Genomic DNA, 16,772 nt, shown 5'->3' with positions numbered 1-16,772 from the left:
GCCCGGCCGGTCCCGGCTCAGGAGCCGGCGGTCAGGCGGCGCAGGGCGTCGCGGACCTTCGCGGGGTCGGTGGTGCGCCAGAAGGGCGGCAGCGAGTTGAGCAGGAACCCGCTGTAACGGGCGGTCGCGAGCCTCGGATCGAGCACGGCGACGACGCCCCGGTCGTCCATCGACCGCAGCAGCCGGCCCGCGCCCTGCGCCAGCAGCAGCGCCGCGTGGGTGGCCGCCACCGCCATGAAGCCGTTGCCCCCCGTGGCCGCCACGTGCCGCTGCCGGGCCGAGGCGAGCGGGTCGTCGGGACGCGGGAACGGGATCCTGTCGATGATCACCAGGGTCAGCGAGGGGCCCGGCACGTCGACGCCCTGCCACAGGGACAGCGTGCCGAACAGGCAGGTGGCGGGGTCGCCCGCGAACTGCTTGACGAGCTGCGAGGTCGAGTCGTCGCCCTGGCAGAGCAGCGGCACGTCGAGCCGCTCGCGCAGCGCCTCCGTGGCGGCCTTCGCGGCCCGCATGGAGGAGAACAGGCCGAGCGTCCGGCCGCCGGCCGCCTCGATGAGCTCGGCGATCTCGTCGACGTACGCCTCGGGCAGGCCGTCGCGGCCGGGCTGGGGGAGATGCGTGGCGACGTAGAGGATGCCTCGGCGCGGATGGTCGAACGGCGAGCCGACGTCGAGGCCGGTCCACTCCCCGGGCCGCAGGCCCCACTGGCGGGACAGGCTGTCGAACGTGCCGCCGAGCGCGAGCGTGGCGCTGGTGAGGACGACGGTGCGGTCGCCGAAGAGCTTGTCGCGCAGCATGCCGCCGACCGACAGCGGCGCCACCCGCAGGGTGGGGGGAACGCGCCCGCGCCCCTCCTCCAGCCACACGACCTCCGCCCGGTGGACCTCCTCGGACCGGGCGTCCGTGCCGCCGTCGCCGTTCGCGCCGCCACTCGCGCCACGCGCTGAGCCCCCAGAGCTCCCGGTGTCCTCCGCGTCGTCTCCGGTCTCGTCGCCGCGGGCCGCCGGGCCGAAGGCGTCGAGCATCCGCTGGGCGGTGTCGTGCACCTCGTCCAGCGCGGTGAAGGCGGCCTTGCGCAGCCCGGCGTTCTCCGGGTCGTCCTTGTCCTTGTTGCGCGGCCCGAGGGCCGTGATGCAGGCGAAGGCGGCGTCGCGCACCAGCGCGAGCGTCATCCCGAGCGAATTCGGCAGCGTGTCGACGCGGCCGGGCGGGGCGACGGCCAGCAGGGCGCGCAGGTCCTCGCCCGCCTCCTGGAGCCGGTCGGCCACTCCCTGCTCGATCAGCCGTCCGGCCCGGCGCACCGCGAGGCTCACCGTGCTCTCCGACAGCTCCCCGGTGACCACCGACGTCACCCGGTCGACCAGTTCGTGCGCCTCGTCCACCACGACCACGTCGTGCTCGGGCAGGACCGCGAAGTCCTCCATGGCGTCGATCGCCAGCAGGGCGTGGTTGGTCACCACGACGTCGGCCTGGCCCGCGCGCTCCCGCGCGAGCTCGGCGAAGCAGTCGGCGCCGCTGGGGCAGCGCTGGGCCCCCAGGCACTCCCGGGCCGTCACGGAGAACTGCCGCCAGGCCTGGTCGCTCACGCCGGGCACGATCTCGTCGCGGTCGCCGGTCTCGGTCTCGTTGGCCCACTCCTGGATGCGCTGCACCATCCGGCCGGTGGCGCTGACCTCACGCGGGTCGAAGAGCTGGTCGTCCTCGTCCTCGGGCATCCCGGCGGCCATCTTGTGGCGGCACAGGTAGTTGCGCCGGCCCTTCAGGATCGCGAACTCGGGGCGGTGCGGCAGCAGGCTCTCCAGCGCGTCGGCCAGCCGGGGAAGGTCGCGGTCGACCAGCTGGCGTTGCAGGGCGATCGTGGCGGTGGACACCACCACGGCATCGCCGCTCTCGGCCGCGTGCCTGATCGCGGGCACGAGGTAGGCCAGCGACTTGCCGGTGCCGGTGCCGGCCTGCACCGCGAGATGCTCCTCGCTCTCGATGGCGTCGCGCACCGCCTGTGCCATCTTGACCTGCCCCGGGCGCTCGACACCCCCCAGTGCGGTCACCGCGGCGGTGAGGAGTTCTTCGACGGGCGGAAGCTCGGGACGGTCCTTGGGCACGGAAGAACGCTACCCGGTGCCACCGACATCCGGTGCGTGTCCGCCTCACCACATCCTGGCGTTCCAGGAACTCCCTCCCGGCGCGCATGGCACACTGAGATGTCAGTGCTCTCAGGTCAACGGCGATCTACCCAGTGAGGTCGAAAAGGGAAGAAACGGAAGTTTCGCGAGGGTTCCCGAGATCGAGTGGACGGAAAAGGGCAGGTAAAGGCACTATGTCTGCCATGTCGGAAGTTGTCCCACTGCCATCGTTCGGCGAGGTGTTCTTCGACGCGCGAGGCCAGGACCGTGTGCTCCGGGTCACGTGGCACGACGGCACGCTGGTGCTGAGCCTGTGGCGGGGCGAGATGTGCACGGCCAGTTTCCGCATGCCCATGAACGACGTGGGACGGCTGATCGACACCCTGGACGAGGGTTTCGCCGAGGCGGGCGGCGAGGAGCAGGACGCCGGGACGGGACCGTTCCCGCAGCAGGGGGTGCCGGGCCAGGAGGGCTACCCCCCCGCAGGAGGCGTACCCCGCGCACCCGCAGGATCAGGGGCAGGACGCCTACGCGACCCAGGTCCACGACCCGTACGCCACGCAGGTCCACGACCCGTACGCGGCCGAGTCCCCGGACGCGTACGCGACGCGGGTCCAGGACGCCTACGCCGTTCCCGACGCGTACGCGGGGCAGCCCGGCGACGGATACGCGGCACAGGACCCCTACGGCGCGCCGCAGAACGCGCCCCAGAACCCGTACGCCCAGGCGCGGGACGGATACGCCGTCGACGAGGGCCACGTCACGGCGCCCGACGGCTACGGCCAGGCCCCGGACGGGTACGGCAGGGCCCGTGACGGTTACGCGCAGGGCGAGAACGGCTACGCCGCCCGGGACCGTCGTGGGACGCGCGACGCCGGATTCCCCGAGCAGCCCGTCCAGTCCGACTACGAATACCGGGACTATCCCGGCCCCGATTATCCCGGCACAGGGCAGTACGCCCGCCCGCCGGTGCCGCCGCCCGCCCCGGCCCCCGAGGCCTACCCGGCGCCCGCCGCACTCGGCCCCAACGACGTGCTCGTCGCCCGGGGCACGCCGACCCAGGACCGCCTGGTCGCGTCCTCGGCCCAGACCGGCCCGCAGCCGGCCTACTCTGCGGCCTCGCAACCCCCGGCTCCGCAGCCGGCGGGGCAACAGCCCGGGGCGGTCGACCCCAACGACCCCCTCGGCCTCGGCGCGGTCCGGCCGTACATGAACGATCAGTACGCGAACGAGCAGTACGCGAACGAGCCGCCGCTCTACACCACGGGCGAGCGCCTGCGGCCGGACCAGTGGCCGGCCGGCGAGGGCCCGGACCAGCACGCCGAGCACGAGCGCCGCAGGGGGCGGCGCGCCGGGCAGCCCGCAACGGACTCCCCGATCCCGTGGTCGGACGAGGACGGGGAGGGCTGGGAGACCTCGCGGGGATGGTGAGGGCCCCGGTCAGCGGGAGTCCCAGCTGTAAGTAACCTCGTCGTCTGATGGACACATCAACGGCACTGCAGTTCCTCCTGCTCCCGGCCGCGCCCTCGGCGTCGCCGCCCTGGCCAGATGGCGAGACTGGTCGGCCCCGCTGCTCCTGGTGGTGGCCGGCCTGGCCGCCTCCTACGTGCCCGGGGTTCCCGACTATCGTCTCGACCCCCACATCGTCCTGCTGGTCTTCCTGCCGCCGATGCTCTACTCGGCGGCGCTGGACAGCTCATATTTGCGGCTGCGCGACGCCGCCAGGCCCGTCGGCCTCCTTGCCGTCGGGCTCGTCCTGGCGACCACCCTCGTGGTCGGCTTCGTGGCGCACGCGATCGTCCCCCAGCTCCCGCTCGCGGCGGCCTTCGCGCTCGGCGCGATCGTCGCCCCTCCCGACGCGGTGTCGGCGGTCGCCATCGGGCGCAGGCTCGGCCTGCCGCGACGGGCGCTGACCATCCTCGTGGGCGAGAGCCTGTTCAACGACGCCACGGCGCTGACCGCCTACCGGGTCGCGGTCGGCGCGATGACCGGCGCCGCCGCCGACCTGCTCGACATCGGCGGGCAGTTCCTCCTGGCCGCCGGCCTCGGCGTGGCGATCGGCCTCGCCATCGCCTACCTCGCGGGGTACGTGCTGCGGCGGCTCGACGACGCGCTGATCGCCAACGGGGTCTCGCTGCTCGTGCCGTACGCCGCCTATCTCGCGGCAGAGGCCGTGCACGCCTCCGGCGTGATCGCCGTCGTGATCGTCGGCATCTACCTGGGTCACGAGCTCAGCCGGACGACGTACGGCACGCGCCTGCTGTCGGGCGCGGTGTGGAAGGTCGCCGACCTGGTGCTGGAGTCGATCGTGTTCGCCCTGATCGGCCTGCAGCTGCGCCCGATCATCGCCGGGCTGGACGGCGAGCGGCCGGGGGAACTGGCGACGTACGCGATCGTGCTGTTCCTGGTGGTCGTCCTCGTGCGGATCGCGTGGGTGCCGCCGAGCACCTACCTGCCCCGGATGCTGTCGAAGCGGGTGCGCGCCCGGGAGCCCAAGACGCCGTCCTGGCAGAACGTGATGCTGACGAGCTGGGCGGGCATGCGCGGGGTGGTGTCGCTGGCCGCGGCCTTCGCCCTGCCCGAGCACTTCCCCCAGCGCAACCTGCTGCTGTTCCTGACGTTCGCGATCGTCGTGGGCACGCTGATCGTCCACGGGCTCTCGTTCCCCTGGCTGATCAGGCGGCTGGGCGTCTCCACCGCCCGGGAGCGGTACGCCGACGACCTCGCGGAGGCGGGCGCTCAGCAGGCCGCCGCCGCCGCGGCCCTCGCGCGGCTGGAGGAGCTCACCTCCGACGGCGTGCTGGACGTCCACGAAGAGGTGGTCGAGCAGTTGCGCAGCCGCTCCGAGCGCCGGGCCCTGCACGCCTGGGAGCGGCTCGGCGGCGGCACGGGCCCCGAGGGCGAGGAGACGCCCGCCTCGCTCTACCGGCGGCTGCGCCGGGAGATGCTCGCCGCGGAACGCGAGGTGTTCGTGCGGCTGCGCGACGAGCGGCGCATCGACGACGAGGTCCTCCACCGGGTCATGCAGGAGCTGGACTTCGAGGAGGCGACGCTCGAACGCGGCTGAGCGGGCTCAGGACCGGCCTGCTAGCCCAGGCGCTGGTCCACGAAGCACCACCGCCAGTCCTCGCCGGGCTCGAACGAGCGGATCACCGGGTGGCCGGTCTCCTTGTAGTGGGCGGTGGCGTGCTTGCCGGGAGAGGAGTCGCAGCAGCCGATGCGGCCGCACTCCAGGCATTTGCGCAGGTGGACCCAGCGCATGCCGAGCTCCAGGCAATCCTGGCAGCCCTCGGGCGTGAGCGGCTCAGGGTCGGCCGTCACGAGCAGGTGTTCGCAGTTCCCCATGTCGCAGATGCTACGGCGCGCGAGCGGGTGCCCGCGGCGCCCGCCCGCGCCCGCGGGCCGTACGCCGAACCTCTACAAACTCCCCCTCGGGATCTGCACACCGCTTCCGTAGCTTCGTGGCCATGACGACGACGGTCGAAGACACGGGCGACTTCACCGCCTGGTTACGCGACTTCGAGGGCGCGGCGCTGCTGCGAAGCACGTGGGGCGACCCCGACTGGAACGCGGGGGCACGGCTGGAGCCCGCCCTCGTACGGAGCCTCCAGCGGTTCCAGGTGGGGGAGGACGGCGACGGCGCCCGCCTCATGGACAAGGCCCGCCGGGCGGGCGACCCCGTGTACGCGGAGGCGGTCCGCCTGTTCGTGGCGGAGGAGCGCGAGCACGCCCGCCTGCTGCGCCGGCTCCTGCAGGCGGCGGGCGCGGCGACGATCTCCGGCCACTGGACCGACGCGGCCTTCGTCCGGCTGCGGCGGCTCCTCGGGCTGCGCACGGAGCTGATGGTCCTGATGCTCGCCGAGGTGGTCGCGCTCGGCTACTACCGGGCCGTACGCGACGGCGTCCGGGACCTGCTCGCCTCGGAGGTCGCGGGCCGGATCCTCGCCGACGAGCTGCGCCACGTGCCCTTACACTGTGACCGGCTGGGGCGGTCGTTCCAGAGTTCCTCCCGGCTCTCGCGGGCGATCGCCTCGGCCCTGTGGTGGTCGCTGCTGGCGGGCGCGCTGGCCGTGGTCACCCTCGACCACGGCGACGCCCTGCGCGGGGCCGGAGTGTCCAGGACCGCCTTCGCCCGCGAGGTCGTGGGGTATTTCCGCGGGGTCGTCGCCGAGGTGATGACCCGGTGATGACGGGGTGAGGGTGCAGGGGCCCGAAGGGTGGCCCCGGCGTCGTCTCCGCGGCGGGCGGGCCGCGGTTGGGTAGGGTGATCGGCATGCGACTCCTCCCGTTCGCCGCCGCCTGCGCGGCCGCCGTCCTGCTCGCCTCCGGTTGCGCGAGCGCGGACAAGGCGCAGACGTGCGCCGAGGCGACGCAGGTGATCAGCCAGACCATCAGCGAGATCGGCAAGGCCGTGGACGACCCGGCCGCCATGCGCAAGAAGATCGAGGACGGTGCCGCCGACCTGGAGGACATGGCGAACAAGGCCGCCGACACCACGCTCAGGGACGCCCTCCAAGGGCTCGCCGACAGCCTCCAGAAGCTCAACGTCGACGACGCCAACGCGGCGGTGGACGCGGCGCAGAAGGTCGCCACCGACGGCGCGAACTACCTGCGCGAGGTCAGCAAGGCCTGCCTCTGATCCGGCCCCCGGCGCCGCTCCGCCCGCCCCGTCCGCTCAGGCGCGGTCCGCGAGGGTGGCCTGAGCCCTTGCGGCCGGACGGAGCGCCGCCGTGACGGCCACGCCGGCCACGGAGACCACGGCCGCGACCAGGAGTGCGGAGCGGAGACCGCCGGCGGTGGCGGCGCGCAGCGCCTCCCCGGTCAGGCCGGTGGTCTCGTGACCGGCCACGGCCACCAGGACGGCCAGGCCCGCGGCGCTGCCCGCCTGCAGGAGGGTGGAGGACAGGCCGGAGACCACGCCCTGCTCCCGCGGGGCGACGCCGGTCGAGGCGAGGATGAACATCGTGGAGAACCACAGGCCCGCGCCCAGCCCGAACCCGACGACGCCGGCCAGCAGACCGAGGTAGGACCCGTCGGCCGACAGGCGCCACGCCAGCACCGCCGTACCCGTCGCCCCCACGACCATGCCCAGGATCAGTGTGCCGCGCAGCCCCAGGCGCGGGATGAGCCGTTCGGCGGCCAGGTTGCCCGCCGTGATCGCGAGGGTGGGCCCGAGGAACGCCAGGCCCGACTGGAGGGCGTCGTAGCCGAGCACGTCCTGGAAGTGCAGCGTGAGGAAGTACGGCACGCACTGCAGGGTCAGGCCGTAGACCAGGATGACCCCGGCCCCTGCGGCCGTGTGCCGGTTGGCGAGCAGCCGTGGCGGCAGCAACGGGTCGCGGCCCCGCGCCTCCATCACGAGGAAGACGGCGAGCAGCCCCGCCGCCGCGGCGGCGGACGCCAGGACGCCGGGGGGAGGTCCAGCCCCACTGGGGGCCCTGGGCGACGGCGAACACGAGTCCCGTGACGCCCGCGGTGCCGGTGAGGGCCCCCGGCAGGTCGAATCCGCCGGCCCGCCGCCTCCCGTCCGGTGTCAGCACGGCGAGCGCCGCGACGGCGCCCACTCCGGTCAGCGGCACGTTCACGAAGAAGACCGCCTCCCAGCCGAGCGCGCCGGTCAGGATGCCGCCGAGCAGCGCGCCGAGACTCAGCCCGGCGGCGCCGCACACCGCCCACACGGTCATCGCCCGGTTGCGCGCGGGCCCCTCCGCGAACATGGTGACGACCAGGGAGAGGGTCGCGGGCATCAGCACCGCGCCGCCGAGCCCCTGCAGCGCCCTGGCGCAGATCAGCGGTGCGGGGGAGGAGGCCAGCCCGCCGAGCAGCGAGGCGACGCCGTACAGCAGCATGCCGGCGACGAACATGCGCCGCCTGCCCAGCAGGTCGGACAGGCGGCCCCCGAGCAGCAGGAAGCCGCCGAAGGGCACCGCGTAGCCGCTGACCACCCACTGCAGCGCGTACGGGGAGAACCCCGCCTCGCGGGCGATCTGCGGCAGCGCGATGTAGACGATGGTGAAGTCCAGGGCGGTGATCGAGCTGCCCAGGCCGAGAAGTACGAGAGGGATCACGGATCGCATGGAGGCAGCCTGATCGCGGTCCCGAGTCCCAGCCAGCACCGAGTTCTGACTACTCAAAAGTTGCCTAGGCTGGACGATCGTGGATCGAGGGGTCGAGCTGAGCGAGTTCCTCAAGTCCCGCAGAGCGCGGGTGCGGCCGGAGGACGTCGGCCTGCCGTACACGGGCAACGGGACGCGGCGCGTGCGCGGCCTGCGCCGTGAGGAGCTGGCGCTGGCGGCGGGGGTCAGTGTCAGTCACTACACGCGCCTGGAACAGGGCAACAGCAGGAACGTCTCGGCCGAGGTGCTGGACGCGATCGCCGACGTGCTGCGGCTCACCGGGGACGAGCGGGGCTACCTGCACGCGCTGGCCCGCCCGGCGCATCGGCGCGACGACGTCGCGCAGGCCCCGATCAGGCCGGGGCTGCAGCGTGTCCTGGACTCGCTGGTGCTCACCCCGGCGCTCGTGCTCGGACGGCACGCCAACGTGGTGGCCTGGAACAGGCTGGCGGCCGCCGTCTTCGCCGACTTCGCCGCGATCCCGGAGGAGCGCAGGACGATCGCCCACCTGATCTTCCTGGACGAGGAGATCAGGCGCATGCACGGGGAGGGGTGGCCGCGGCTCGCCCGGGAGCACGTGGCCCAGCTCCGCGTCCTGGCCGCGCGCTATCCGATGAACCCGCAGATCATGCAGCACGTCGACACCATCTGCGGGCAGAGCCCCGAGTTCCGGAGGCTGTGGCACGAGCACCACGTCGCCGCCGCGACGCACCGCGACTACGTCCTCGACCACCCGGTCGTGGGCGAGCTGCGGCTGTCCGCCGAGCTCGTCGGCCTGCCCGGCGACCCAGAACTGCAGGGGATGGACCTCTTCGCCGCCGAGCCCGGTTCGGAGTCGGAGGACCGGCTGCGGCACCTGGCCGCCACGACCACGCGTGTGGCGTCATCCCACCCGCCAGTGGAAGTGGCAACCCGGCAAATCTAGGGGAAAAGGGGCAGAAATAGCGTTCTCGTATGGAAGAGAACGAACCCGACCCCCGCTTCGTCCTCGCCAACGAGCGCACGTTCCTCACCTGGATCAGCACCTCCCTCGCGCTCAGCGCGGGCGGCATCGCCATCGCGGTCGTGCCCGAGGGCGTCTTCGTGCCGTGGGTGCGCACGCTGCTCGCCGTCGTGCTCGTGCTGATGTCCGCCGTGGCGGCCGGCTCGGCCTATCCCCGCTGGCGGCACATCGACCGGGCGCTCCGGCAGGACCGCGCGCTCCCGCCGCCCGCCCTGGCCCCGATGTTCGGGTACGGCGTGGCCGCGGTGGCCGTCCTGGCCCTGCTCCTCATCCTCCTGGCGCGGTGAGCCGGCCGGTGAGTGAGAAGCCGGGCGGCGAGCCGAGGCCGGGCCTGCACAGCGAGCGGACCCGGCTGGCCTGGGTCCGCACCGCCGTGACGATGTCGGGCTCGGCCGTCGGAGCGGCGGGGATCATGGTCCGTCACGACCTGCCCGGCCTCGCCGTCCCCTTCGCGGCGGCGGCGCTGGCCGGGGCGGTCCTGCTGCTGCGCACGGGGAGACGGCACCGCGCCCTGGAGCGGACGCTCCGGCACGGGCGCCCGCTCGACCACCGGCCGGACGCCCTCGTCGCCTGGGCCGGCGCGCTGGCCGTCGCCGCCGCGGCGCTGGTCGCGGTCCTCACGCTCACGATGTGAGCCGGGCCCTACGGGCCCCGGCGGATCGGTTCGAAGGCCCCGCGCGTCTGCCGCGCCCCGGCAGGTGGGGTCAGATCGCCGGCACGGCTTCCATGCTGTGCGGGCGCGGGCTGGTCTCCAGCCGGACGCTGCCGATGGCCGTCACCGCCGCCTTGTCCGCGTTCTTCCCCGCCCACGCCTCCGCCTGCCCGCGCAGGGTCGGATCGGGAGAAAGCAGAGTGTCCGCCATCATCGAGAAGAGGCTCGTGCACGCCTTCGATCTGGCGCCGAGATCGCAGCGGGCTTTCACGGACAGCACCTTGTCCGGCTCGTCGTACCAGAGATAGACGGACATATGGAGCCTGGTGGCGTCGCCGGGCCGGCAGATCATCCCCATCTTGGCGCCGGTCAACGGGTCGGAGGCCGCGGACCTCGCGCATCTCCAGGAATTGGCCGCCTGCAGCCAGCTCCCCGCGACCATATTGACCGTCACCTTGGGCAGGTACCGCTGCTTTCCACTGGGGAACCTCCCGGGGAAGGAAGGCGCGGGGGCGTCCGTCACCGGCTCGGCGGTCGCCAGGCCCACGGCGGCGCCGGCAGCCCCGCCCAGCACCAGCGCTGCGATCAGAGTCCCCACCGTGACCAGCACGAATACCGCGGTTCCCGAGCGGCGGGGACGGGGGGCCACGCCGGACGGGGCCGGGGAGGGAGCGCCGGCCCCTGGAGGCGCGTACGGGGGCGCCTGCTGGAGGGCGTACGGCTGGGCCGCCTGCGCCCCGGGTGTCTGCGGCCAGGGCGAGGCCGTGGACGGATGGCCGGTCGCAGGCCCGGGAGGCGGCGGCAGGGTGAAGCCCTGCTGTGCGGGTGTTCCGGGAGGCGGCGGCACGGTGACGCCCTGCCGTGCGGGAGGCCCCGGGGGCGGCGTCTGCACCGGCTGCCAGGCGGCGCCGTCCCACCAGAACCTGCCGTCGGGAGAGTACGGCCAGCCGGGTGGAGCCGCCATCAGTACCTCCTCTTCATCGTGAGCTCGATGGATCGGGTGTTCGCCTTCCGCTCCAGCGTGTACTCCCAGTCGAGAATGAAGGTCATATCCCCCTCGCCCGCGATCTGCTCGGCCAGCCAGCCGCCGACCTTCTTCACCGTCGGGGGATCGTCACGGTGGGGCAGGGCCGCGAACCACGACATGTAGTCCAATCCGGCCGCCGCCGTAGTGCTGTCCGGATTGATGATCCTGGCCTCGACCTTGCTGATGTATTCGTGGTAGTCCACCACGGTGACGGCACGGAAGAGTTCTGTTTCGAACCGGACCTTGCCGACTCTCAGCTCACAGGACCAAACCTGCTTCTTGTCGGCACAGGTGTGCCCCTGGCCCTGCAGTGCCTCGACCACGGTGCCGATCCTGAGGCCGGGAACGCAGTCGTGGCCGCAGTATTTCGTGTCCTGCTTGCGAACGTTGTAGGCGACGGCGTAAGCGCCGACGCCGGCGAGCAGGAAGACGACCAGGCCGATCGCCCCGACCACGATCCGGCGGGACCCGCGGCCACTCTGCGTCAACTCCACAGTCACGAAGACGGAGTATGGCAAGAATCCCCGACGGATGGGGACAAGGATCGCGAATCCCGCCGATCGACCCGGCCCGGCCGCGGTCGCGACGATCACGATGTGATCCGCGGTCAGTCGCCCGCGGCGGCGATGGTCTCGGCGACCTCCTCCGCCCGTTCCTCCTCCTCGCGGGCGAAGCGCTCCGCGTCGAGCCGCTCGGCGATCTCCTCGTCCTGCCGCATCAGCGCGTCGAGGCTCTGGCCGGCCATCTCGAGCACGCCCATGTCGGCGTACGCCTTCTGGAGGCGGGGGCTCCACAGGCCGATGTCCTTCACGCACGGGACGATCCGGCTGAACAGCAGCGAACGGAACAGCCGCAGGTACTCCGACCGGTCCACGCACTCCATGGCCTCGGCGGACTCCTGCCGCGACAGGCCGACGGTCTCCCAGATCTCCTCGCCGCGCAGCCGGTCGCGCATGAGGTAGCACCCCTCGATCACGAAGTCCTCGCGCTCGCGCAACTCGGCGTCGGACAGGTTCCGGTAGTAGTCGCGCAGCGCCATCCGGCCGAACGCCACGTGCCTGGCCTCGTCCTGCATCACGTACGCGAGGATCTGCTTGGGCAGCGGCTTGGTGGTGATGTCGCGCATCACCCCGAACGCGGCCAGGGCCAGGCCCTCGATCAGCACCTGCATGCCGAGGTAGGGCATGTCCCACCGCGAGTCGTTCAGCGTGCTGTCCAGCAGCGCCTTGAGGTGCTGGTTGATGGGGTAGGCGAGCCCGACCTTCTCTTGGAGGAACCGCGCGTACGTCTCGGCGTGCCGCGCCTCGTCCATCGTCTGGGTGGCGGCGTAGAACTTCGAGTCGAGGTCGGGCACCGACTCGACGATGCGGGCCGAGCAGATCATGGCGCCCTGCTCGCCGTGCAGGAACTGGGAGAACTGCCAGGCGGCGTTGTGCCTGCGCACCTCGTCGCGCTGCCGCCGGTCCATCCGCTCCCACAGCGGGGAGCCGTAGATGGCGAGCGTGGTGTCGGGGATGCCGAGCACGTCGTAGGGGTCGACGTCGAGGTCCCAGTCGATCCGCTTGACCGAGTCCCACTGCTTGTCCTTGCCCTTCTGGTAGAGGGCGAGCATGCGGTCCCGGCCGTCGTCGTACTCCCAGGTGAACCGGGCCGCTCCGGTCATCTCCACGTTCCACGTGGCCAGCTCGGCGGGGATGGTGTAGAGCTCGTGGGTCGACACGGGGGACCTCCCTTGACGTACACCGTACGTATCCCTGCGAGCGTGTCACGTACGCTGTACGTACGTCAATGGACGGGAAACGGGCGCGGCGAGAGAGGATTCGGTCATGCTCAACCGGAACCGCATCGTGACCGCCGCCGTGGAGCTCATCGAGAGGGAGGGCGCCGACGCCGTCTCGATGCGCAGGATCGCCGCAGAACTGGGCGTCGGCGTCATGTCGCTGTACAACCACGTGCCCAGCAAGGCCGCGCTGCTCGACGCCGTCGCCGAGGACGTGCTGTCGCGGATCGGCTTCACCGACGACCCGTCCGCCCACTGGACCGAACGGGTGCGCATCCAGGCGCGGGCCTTCCGGCGCATCGCCCATCACTATCCCCGTTCCACGATGGTCGTGGTGAGCAGGCAGCTGAGCTCGACCGCGGGCCTCCTCCCGGTGGAGCGCGCCCTGGCGACCCTGCGCGAGGCGGGCTTCGACGGCCGGGAGGCCGTCCGGATGCTGCGCATGTTCATCGCGTACGTCGTCGGCTCGCTGCTGCGCGAGGTGGGGGTGACCCCCACGTTCGCCCCCGTACGGGCCGACGGGGTGATCGCCGAGGTGGACCCGGCGCTGTTCCCCGTGGTCAGCGAGTTGCGGCCGCATCTGGACTCCTGCGACCACGACGAGGAGTTCGAGTTCGGCCTGGAACTGCTGGTCCAGGCGATGGCCGTACGGGCCGCCGCGCGGGCGGACGCACGGGCCGAGCGCGGGCCCGGCGAGCGGGCCGGTCGTGGAGGCGCCCGGCAGTAGGCCGCCGGGCGCCCCCGCCCGGATCAGTACCAGTTGTGGGACCGGAAGTGGCCCCAGGCGCCGCACGGCGAGCCGTAGCGGCCCTTGATGTACCGCAGCCCCCACCTGATCTGGGTCTGCGGGTTGAACCGCCAGTCGCCGGCGACGTAGCCCATCTTCCGCCCGGGTAGCGCCTGCGGGATGCCGTAGGCGCCCGAGCCCTGGTTGTACGCCCGGTGGTCCCAGTTGCTTTCCCTGGTCCACAGGCTGTCCAGGCATTGGAACTGCTCGCCCGACCAGGTGTGGCGGGTGACGAGCCGGAAGGCGTACGCCTTGCTGCGGACCTTCGCCGGCGCCCGGCCGAACCGGGGCGGCCGCGCCGCCGCCGCCCGCGTGGTCCACACTCCGACGTGGGTGACGGGCCGCACGCTGTTCCCGGTCCGCTCCGCGGCGGCCCACTCGTCGGCCCACGCCACTCCGCTGCCGCCACCGGCCACGGTGGCCGCGATGACGGCGGCGACTGTGTTGCGTAGAACGCTGTTGCTGTCCAATTCGGTCCTTGTCGTCGGGTCGCGTGCGGAAGGCGGGCGCGCGTGGCGCCCGCCGTGCGGCCGCGCGCCCATGGCGTGGGCGCCGCCGTCCGCTCGGCCCGCACCGGATCACCAAGAGCTTCCGGCGGGCACCGCGACGGGTCCTCACGCGGATTGAAATACGGACGCCCGCCTCCCCGGCGGCATCCGCGGCACGCCGCGGACGGTTCTTTGCCGATCCGCCCCCCAACGCCGACCCTTCCCGGGGGCGCGGGTTACCGTGCGCGGCGCGGCGCGCCCTGTGGCGAGACCGGACGGGACGCTCGTTTAGGGTGCGGACATGAGCGTTCTCGAGATTCCGGTGACGACGATCGACGGCGAGAGCACGACCCTCGGCGACCTGCTGGGCGGCGGGGCCGCCCTGGTGGTCAACGTGGCGTCCAGGTGCGGGCTGACCCCGCAGTACGAGGGCCTGGTCGCCCTCCAGCGGGCGTACGCCGGCCGGGGGTTCACCGTCGTCGGCGTGCCGTGCAACCAGTTCATGGGCCAGGAGCCCGGCTCCGCGGAGGAGATCAAGGAGTTCTGCTCCACGACTTACGGCGTGGACTTTCCGCTGCTGGAGAAGACCGAGGTCAACGGCCCGGGACGGCACCCTCTCTACGCCGAGCTGACCGCGGTCCCCGACGCGGAGGGCGAGGCGGGCGACATCCAGTGGAACTTCGAGAAGTTCCTGGTCGCCGCCGACGGCCAGGTGGTGGCCCGGTTCCGCCCCCGCGTCGTCCCCGAGGCCCCGGAGATCACCGAGGCCATCGAGAAGGTCATCTCCTAGGGAGTGAGACCTTGGGCCCGCAGCTCGCCCGTACGACGAGCTTGGTGGGCAGCGTGACGGCCGGAGGGCGCCTGCCCTGCCGCAGCACGAGTTCGGCCGCGCGATAGCCGATGTCCTGGGCCGGCTGGGCGATCACCGTCAGCGGCGGGGAGCACAGCTCGGCCCAGGGCACGTCGTCGAACATGATGAGCGACACGTCCCTGGGGATGCGCACGTCCAGCTCGCGGGCGGCCAGCACGGCCGCCTCGCCGAGCACGTTGCCGCCCGCGATCACCGCGGTGACGTCCGGCCGGTGCTGCAGCAGGCCCGCGGCGGCGGCGTAGGCGGAGTCGCGGCTCGACCGGGCGTGCACGACCAGATCCCGGTCGGCGGGCAGGCCCAGCGAGGCGATCGCGGCGGTGAACGCGGCCACCCGCTGCGACTGCCCGTGCCGGCCGAGGTAGGCGATCTTCCGGTGGCCCAGCCCGGCCAGGTACTCCACGGCCGTCAGCACCCCCGCCCGGTCGTCGGGCACCACGCTGGGGACGTCGGTACGCACCCGCCGGTCGGCGAACACCACGTTCAGCCCCGCGCGTAGCGCCGGGGCCCACATCTCGCCGTCCCCGGACGGCACCGAGATCAGCCGGTCCATGCTCTGCTCGATGAGCGTGCCGATCAGCTCGGCCTCCCGCTCGGGGTCGTCGCCGGTGACCCCCACCGTGACGGGCTCGCCGTACGAGCGGGCGCACGACAGCACGCCGTCGGTCAGCCGGGCGTAGAAGCTGTCGGTGATGTCGGGGACCAGCAGGCCGATGCCGCCCGTCCGCTGGCGCCTCAGGTTGCGTCCCAGCGCGCTCGGCCGGTAGTCGAGCCGCGCCGCCGCGGCGAGCACCCTCTCGCGGGTCTCCGCGCTCGCCGAGCCGCCCGACAGGACCCGGGACACCGTGGCCACCCCGACCCCGGCCGCCTCCGCCACTTCCTTGATGGTTATCCGCCGCTGCACTGGACCACTCATGGAAACGATTCCACCATGGTTCCATGGGTTGTGTGACCGAAATCTTGACAATAGGCGGTATTTCACGGGACAGTCTTGAAAACGTATCCACTTCCTCTTGTCTCGGAAGCGCGAAGGACTGGCATGGCTTCTATCGTTCTGAACAACGTCGACAAGATCTACGCGGGTGGGGTGAAGGCCGTGAACGGCCTGAACCTGGAGATCAAGGACGGCGAGTTCATGGTGCTGGTCGGCCCGTCGGGATGTGGCAAGTCCACCGCCCTGCGGATGATCGCCGGCCTGGAGGACATCAGCGGCGGCGAGATCGTCATCGGCGACCGTGTCGTGAACCACCTTCCCCCGAAGGACCGCGACATCGCGATGGTCTTCCAGAACTACGCGCTGTACCCGCACATGACGGTCGAGGAGAACCTCGCCTTCGGTCTCAAGCTGCGCAAGATGTCGAAGCCCGAGATCCAGAAGCGGGTCAACGAGGCCGCCCGCATGCTCGGCCTGGAGCAGTACCTCAAGCGCAAGCCGGCCGCCCTGTCCGGTGGTCAGCGCCAGCGTGTCGCGATGGGCCGCGCCATCGTCCGCGAGCCGCAGGCCTTCCTCATGGACGAGCCGCTGTCCAACCTGGACGCCAAGCTCCGCGTCTCCATGCGCGCCTCGCTCAACCAGCTCCACGAGAACCTCGGCGTCACCACGGTCTACGTCACCCACGACCAGGTCGAGGCCATGACCCTGGGCGACCGCGTCTGCGTCCTGCGCGACGGCGTGCTCCAGCAGGTGGACACCCCGCAGAACCTGTTCGACGACCCGGTCAACCTGTTCGTCGCCGGCTTCATGGGCTCCCCGTCCATGAACTTCAGCTACGCCGAGCTGATCCGCGACAACGGCGGCGCGGCCGTGGCCTTCGCCGGCTACCGTCTCCCCGTCCCCGACTCGACCTTCGCCGAGAAGCCGGGCCTCGACCGCTACATCGGCCGCAAGATCATCCTCGGCATCCGGCCCTCCGACTTCGAGGACGCCG

At 72.2% G+C, this 16,772-nt stretch carries 18 protein-coding genes and 1 pseudogene; 10 read left to right on the top strand and 9 right to left on the bottom strand.

Annotated features, from left to right (window positions below):
* Positions 1 to 17 precede the first annotated feature (17 nt).
* Positions 18 to 2,102 (bottom strand): ATP-dependent DNA helicase, encoded by a 2,085-nt coding sequence (locus tag B1L11_RS09180; protein ID WP_079314093.1) that lies wholly within the window; start codon positions 2,100 to 2,102, stop codon positions 18 to 20.
* 990 nt (positions 2,103 to 3,092) lie between these two features.
* Between B1L11_RS09180 and B1L11_RS09175 the strand changes: the two genes are divergently transcribed.
* Both B1L11_RS09175 and B1L11_RS09170 read left to right on the top strand, forming a co-directional pair.
* On the top strand, positions 3,093 to 3,554 hold the full coding sequence (locus tag B1L11_RS09175) for a hypothetical protein (protein WP_079314092.1): 462 nt from the start codon (positions 3,093 to 3,095) through the stop codon (positions 3,552 to 3,554).
* A gap of 148 nt (positions 3,555 to 3,702) precedes the next feature.
* A complete protein-coding gene (locus tag B1L11_RS09170) occupies positions 3,703 to 5,190 on the top strand; it encodes a Na+/H+ antiporter (protein ID WP_256862357.1) in 1,488 nt (495 codons plus the stop codon).
* 20 nt (positions 5,191 to 5,210) lie between these two features.
* Here B1L11_RS09170 and B1L11_RS09165 read toward each other — a convergent pair whose 3' ends face one another.
* On the bottom strand, positions 5,211 to 5,468 hold the full coding sequence (locus B1L11_RS09165) for a ubiquitin carboxyl-terminal hydrolase 14 (protein WP_079314090.1): 258 nt from the start codon (positions 5,466 to 5,468) through the stop codon (positions 5,211 to 5,213).
* A gap of 122 nt (positions 5,469 to 5,590) precedes the next feature.
* Between B1L11_RS09165 and B1L11_RS46630 the strand changes: the two genes are divergently transcribed.
* Positions 5,591 to 6,310, top strand: coding sequence for a ferritin-like domain-containing protein (locus tag B1L11_RS46630; protein ID WP_079314089.1), 720 nt, complete (start codon positions 5,591 to 5,593; stop codon positions 6,308 to 6,310).
* A gap of 86 nt (positions 6,311 to 6,396) precedes the next feature.
* Positions 6,397 to 6,762, top strand: a complete 366-nt coding sequence (locus B1L11_RS09155; protein WP_143737145.1) for an NAD-glutamate dehydrogenase — start codon at positions 6,397 to 6,399, stop codon at positions 6,760 to 6,762.
* Positions 6,763 to 6,798: 36 nt separating this feature from the next.
* On the opposite strand, the gene B1L11_RS50150 is transcribed toward B1L11_RS09155, so the two are convergent.
* A complete protein-coding gene (locus tag B1L11_RS50150; protein WP_256862375.1) occupies positions 6,799 to 7,479 on the bottom strand; it encodes an MFS transporter in 681 nt (226 codons plus the stop codon).
* 280 nt (positions 7,480 to 7,759) lie between these two features.
* Positions 7,760 to 8,200: pseudogene (locus B1L11_RS50145) on the bottom strand (MFS transporter); the annotation flags it as partial.
* A gap of 79 nt (positions 8,201 to 8,279) precedes the next feature.
* On the opposite strand from B1L11_RS50145, the gene B1L11_RS09145 reads away from it, so the two are divergent.
* From B1L11_RS09145 to B1L11_RS09135, 3 genes are read left to right on the top strand one after another with little or no spacing between them, the layout of a single operon-like run.
* Positions 8,280 to 9,164 (top strand): helix-turn-helix domain-containing protein, encoded by an 885-nt coding sequence (locus B1L11_RS09145; RefSeq protein WP_079314087.1) that lies wholly within the window; start codon positions 8,280 to 8,282, stop codon positions 9,162 to 9,164.
* Positions 9,165 to 9,193: 29 nt separating this feature from the next.
* The gene (locus tag B1L11_RS09140; RefSeq protein ID WP_079314086.1) at positions 9,194 to 9,529 is read left to right on the top strand and encodes a YidH family protein; all 336 of its coding nucleotides are present in this window, start codon (positions 9,194 to 9,196) and stop codon (positions 9,527 to 9,529) included.
* Between the two features lie 8 nt (positions 9,530 to 9,537).
* Entirely contained in the window at positions 9,538 to 9,876 is a 339-nt protein-coding gene (locus B1L11_RS09135) for a DUF202 domain-containing protein (RefSeq protein WP_079314085.1), read from the top strand.
* 70 nt (positions 9,877 to 9,946) lie between these two features.
* Here the strand turns inward: B1L11_RS09135 and B1L11_RS09130 are convergent, their stop codons facing one another.
* Genes B1L11_RS09130 through B1L11_RS09120 form a run of 3 tightly spaced genes read right to left on the bottom strand, consistent with a single transcriptional unit; the run spans position 9,947 to position 12,641 of the window.
* Positions 9,947 to 10,858 carry a hypothetical protein gene (locus tag B1L11_RS09130; RefSeq protein WP_079314084.1) on the bottom strand — a complete coding sequence of 304 codons (912 nt, stop codon included), beginning with the start codon at positions 10,856 to 10,858 and terminating at the stop codon, positions 9,947 to 9,949.
* Positions 10,858 to 11,514 carry a hypothetical protein gene (locus B1L11_RS09125; protein ID WP_143737144.1) on the bottom strand — a complete coding sequence of 219 codons (657 nt, stop codon included), beginning with the start codon at positions 11,512 to 11,514 and terminating at the stop codon, positions 10,858 to 10,860. Before B1L11_RS09125 ends, B1L11_RS09130 begins: the two co-directional genes overlap by 1 nt.
* 14 nt (positions 11,515 to 11,528) lie before the next feature.
* A complete protein-coding gene (locus tag B1L11_RS09120; protein ID WP_079314082.1) occupies positions 11,529 to 12,641 on the bottom strand; it encodes a ferritin-like domain-containing protein in 1,113 nt (370 codons plus the stop codon).
* A 106-nt stretch (positions 12,642 to 12,747) separates the two neighbouring features.
* Here B1L11_RS09120 and B1L11_RS09115 point away from each other — a divergent pair, with 106 nt between their 5' ends.
* A complete protein-coding gene (locus B1L11_RS09115) occupies positions 12,748 to 13,428 on the top strand; it encodes a TetR/AcrR family transcriptional regulator C-terminal domain-containing protein (RefSeq protein ID WP_079314081.1) in 681 nt (226 codons plus the stop codon).
* 23 nt (positions 13,429 to 13,451) lie between these two features.
* On the opposite strand, the gene B1L11_RS09110 is transcribed toward B1L11_RS09115, so the two are convergent.
* Entirely contained in the window at positions 13,452 to 13,958 is a 507-nt protein-coding gene (locus B1L11_RS09110) for a lytic transglycosylase domain-containing protein (RefSeq protein ID WP_079314080.1), read from the bottom strand.
* Between the two features lie 319 nt (positions 13,959 to 14,277).
* On the opposite strand from B1L11_RS09110, the gene B1L11_RS09105 reads away from it, so the two are divergent.
* On the top strand, positions 14,278 to 14,766 hold the full coding sequence (locus tag B1L11_RS09105; RefSeq protein WP_079314079.1) for a glutathione peroxidase: 489 nt from the start codon (positions 14,278 to 14,280) through the stop codon (positions 14,764 to 14,766).
* Here B1L11_RS09105 and B1L11_RS09100 read toward each other — a convergent pair.
* The gene (locus tag B1L11_RS09100) at positions 14,756 to 15,760 is read right to left on the bottom strand and encodes a LacI family DNA-binding transcriptional regulator (protein ID WP_079314078.1); all 1,005 of its coding nucleotides are present in this window, start codon (positions 15,758 to 15,760) and stop codon (positions 14,756 to 14,758) included. The genes B1L11_RS09105 and B1L11_RS09100 overlap by 11 nt on opposite strands.
* Positions 15,761 to 15,883: 123 nt before the next feature.
* On the opposite strand from B1L11_RS09100, the gene B1L11_RS09095 reads away from it, so the two are divergent.
* On the top strand, positions 15,884 to 16,772 hold an 889-nt coding region (locus B1L11_RS09095), incomplete at its 3' end, for an ABC transporter ATP-binding protein (protein ID WP_079314077.1).

The sequence above is a fragment of the Microbispora sp. GKU 823 genome (assembly GCF_002027145.1).
In the GTDB taxonomy this organism is placed as follows: domain Bacteria; phylum Actinomycetota; class Actinomycetes; order Streptosporangiales; family Streptosporangiaceae; genus Microbispora; species Microbispora siamensis.
The sequence above is the reverse complement of the archived record's forward strand: the minus strand, read 5'-3'. Positions and strand labels throughout refer to the sequence as shown.

Coding starts and splice junctions, on each gene's coding strand:
- B1L11_RS09115 (WP_079314081.1), top strand. CDS start 12,748: ATGCTCAACCGGAACCGCATCGTGACCGCCGCCGTGGAGCTCATCGAG.
- B1L11_RS09165 (WP_079314090.1), bottom strand. CDS start 5,468: ATGGGGAACTGCGAACACCTGCTCGTGACGGCCGACCCTGAGCCGCTC.
- B1L11_RS09105 (WP_079314079.1), top strand. CDS start 14,278: ATGAGCGTTCTCGAGATTCCGGTGACGACGATCGACGGCGAGAGCACG.
- B1L11_RS09140 (WP_079314086.1), top strand. CDS start 9,194: ATGGAAGAGAACGAACCCGACCCCCGCTTCGTCCTCGCCAACGAGCGC.
- B1L11_RS09155 (WP_143737145.1), top strand. CDS start 6,397: ATGCGACTCCTCCCGTTCGCCGCCGCCTGCGCGGCCGCCGTCCTGCTC.
- B1L11_RS46630 (WP_079314089.1), top strand. CDS start 5,591: ATGACGACGACGGTCGAAGACACGGGCGACTTCACCGCCTGGTTACGC.
- B1L11_RS09130 (WP_079314084.1), bottom strand. CDS start 10,858: ATGGCGGCTCCACCCGGCTGGCCGTACTCTCCCGACGGCAGGTTCTGG.
- B1L11_RS09100 (WP_079314078.1), bottom strand. CDS start 15,760: ATGAGTGGTCCAGTGCAGCGGCGGATAACCATCAAGGAAGTGGCGGAG.
- B1L11_RS50150 (WP_256862375.1), bottom strand. CDS start 7,479: ATGGAGGCGCGGGGCCGCGACCCGTTGCTGCCGCCACGGCTGCTCGCC.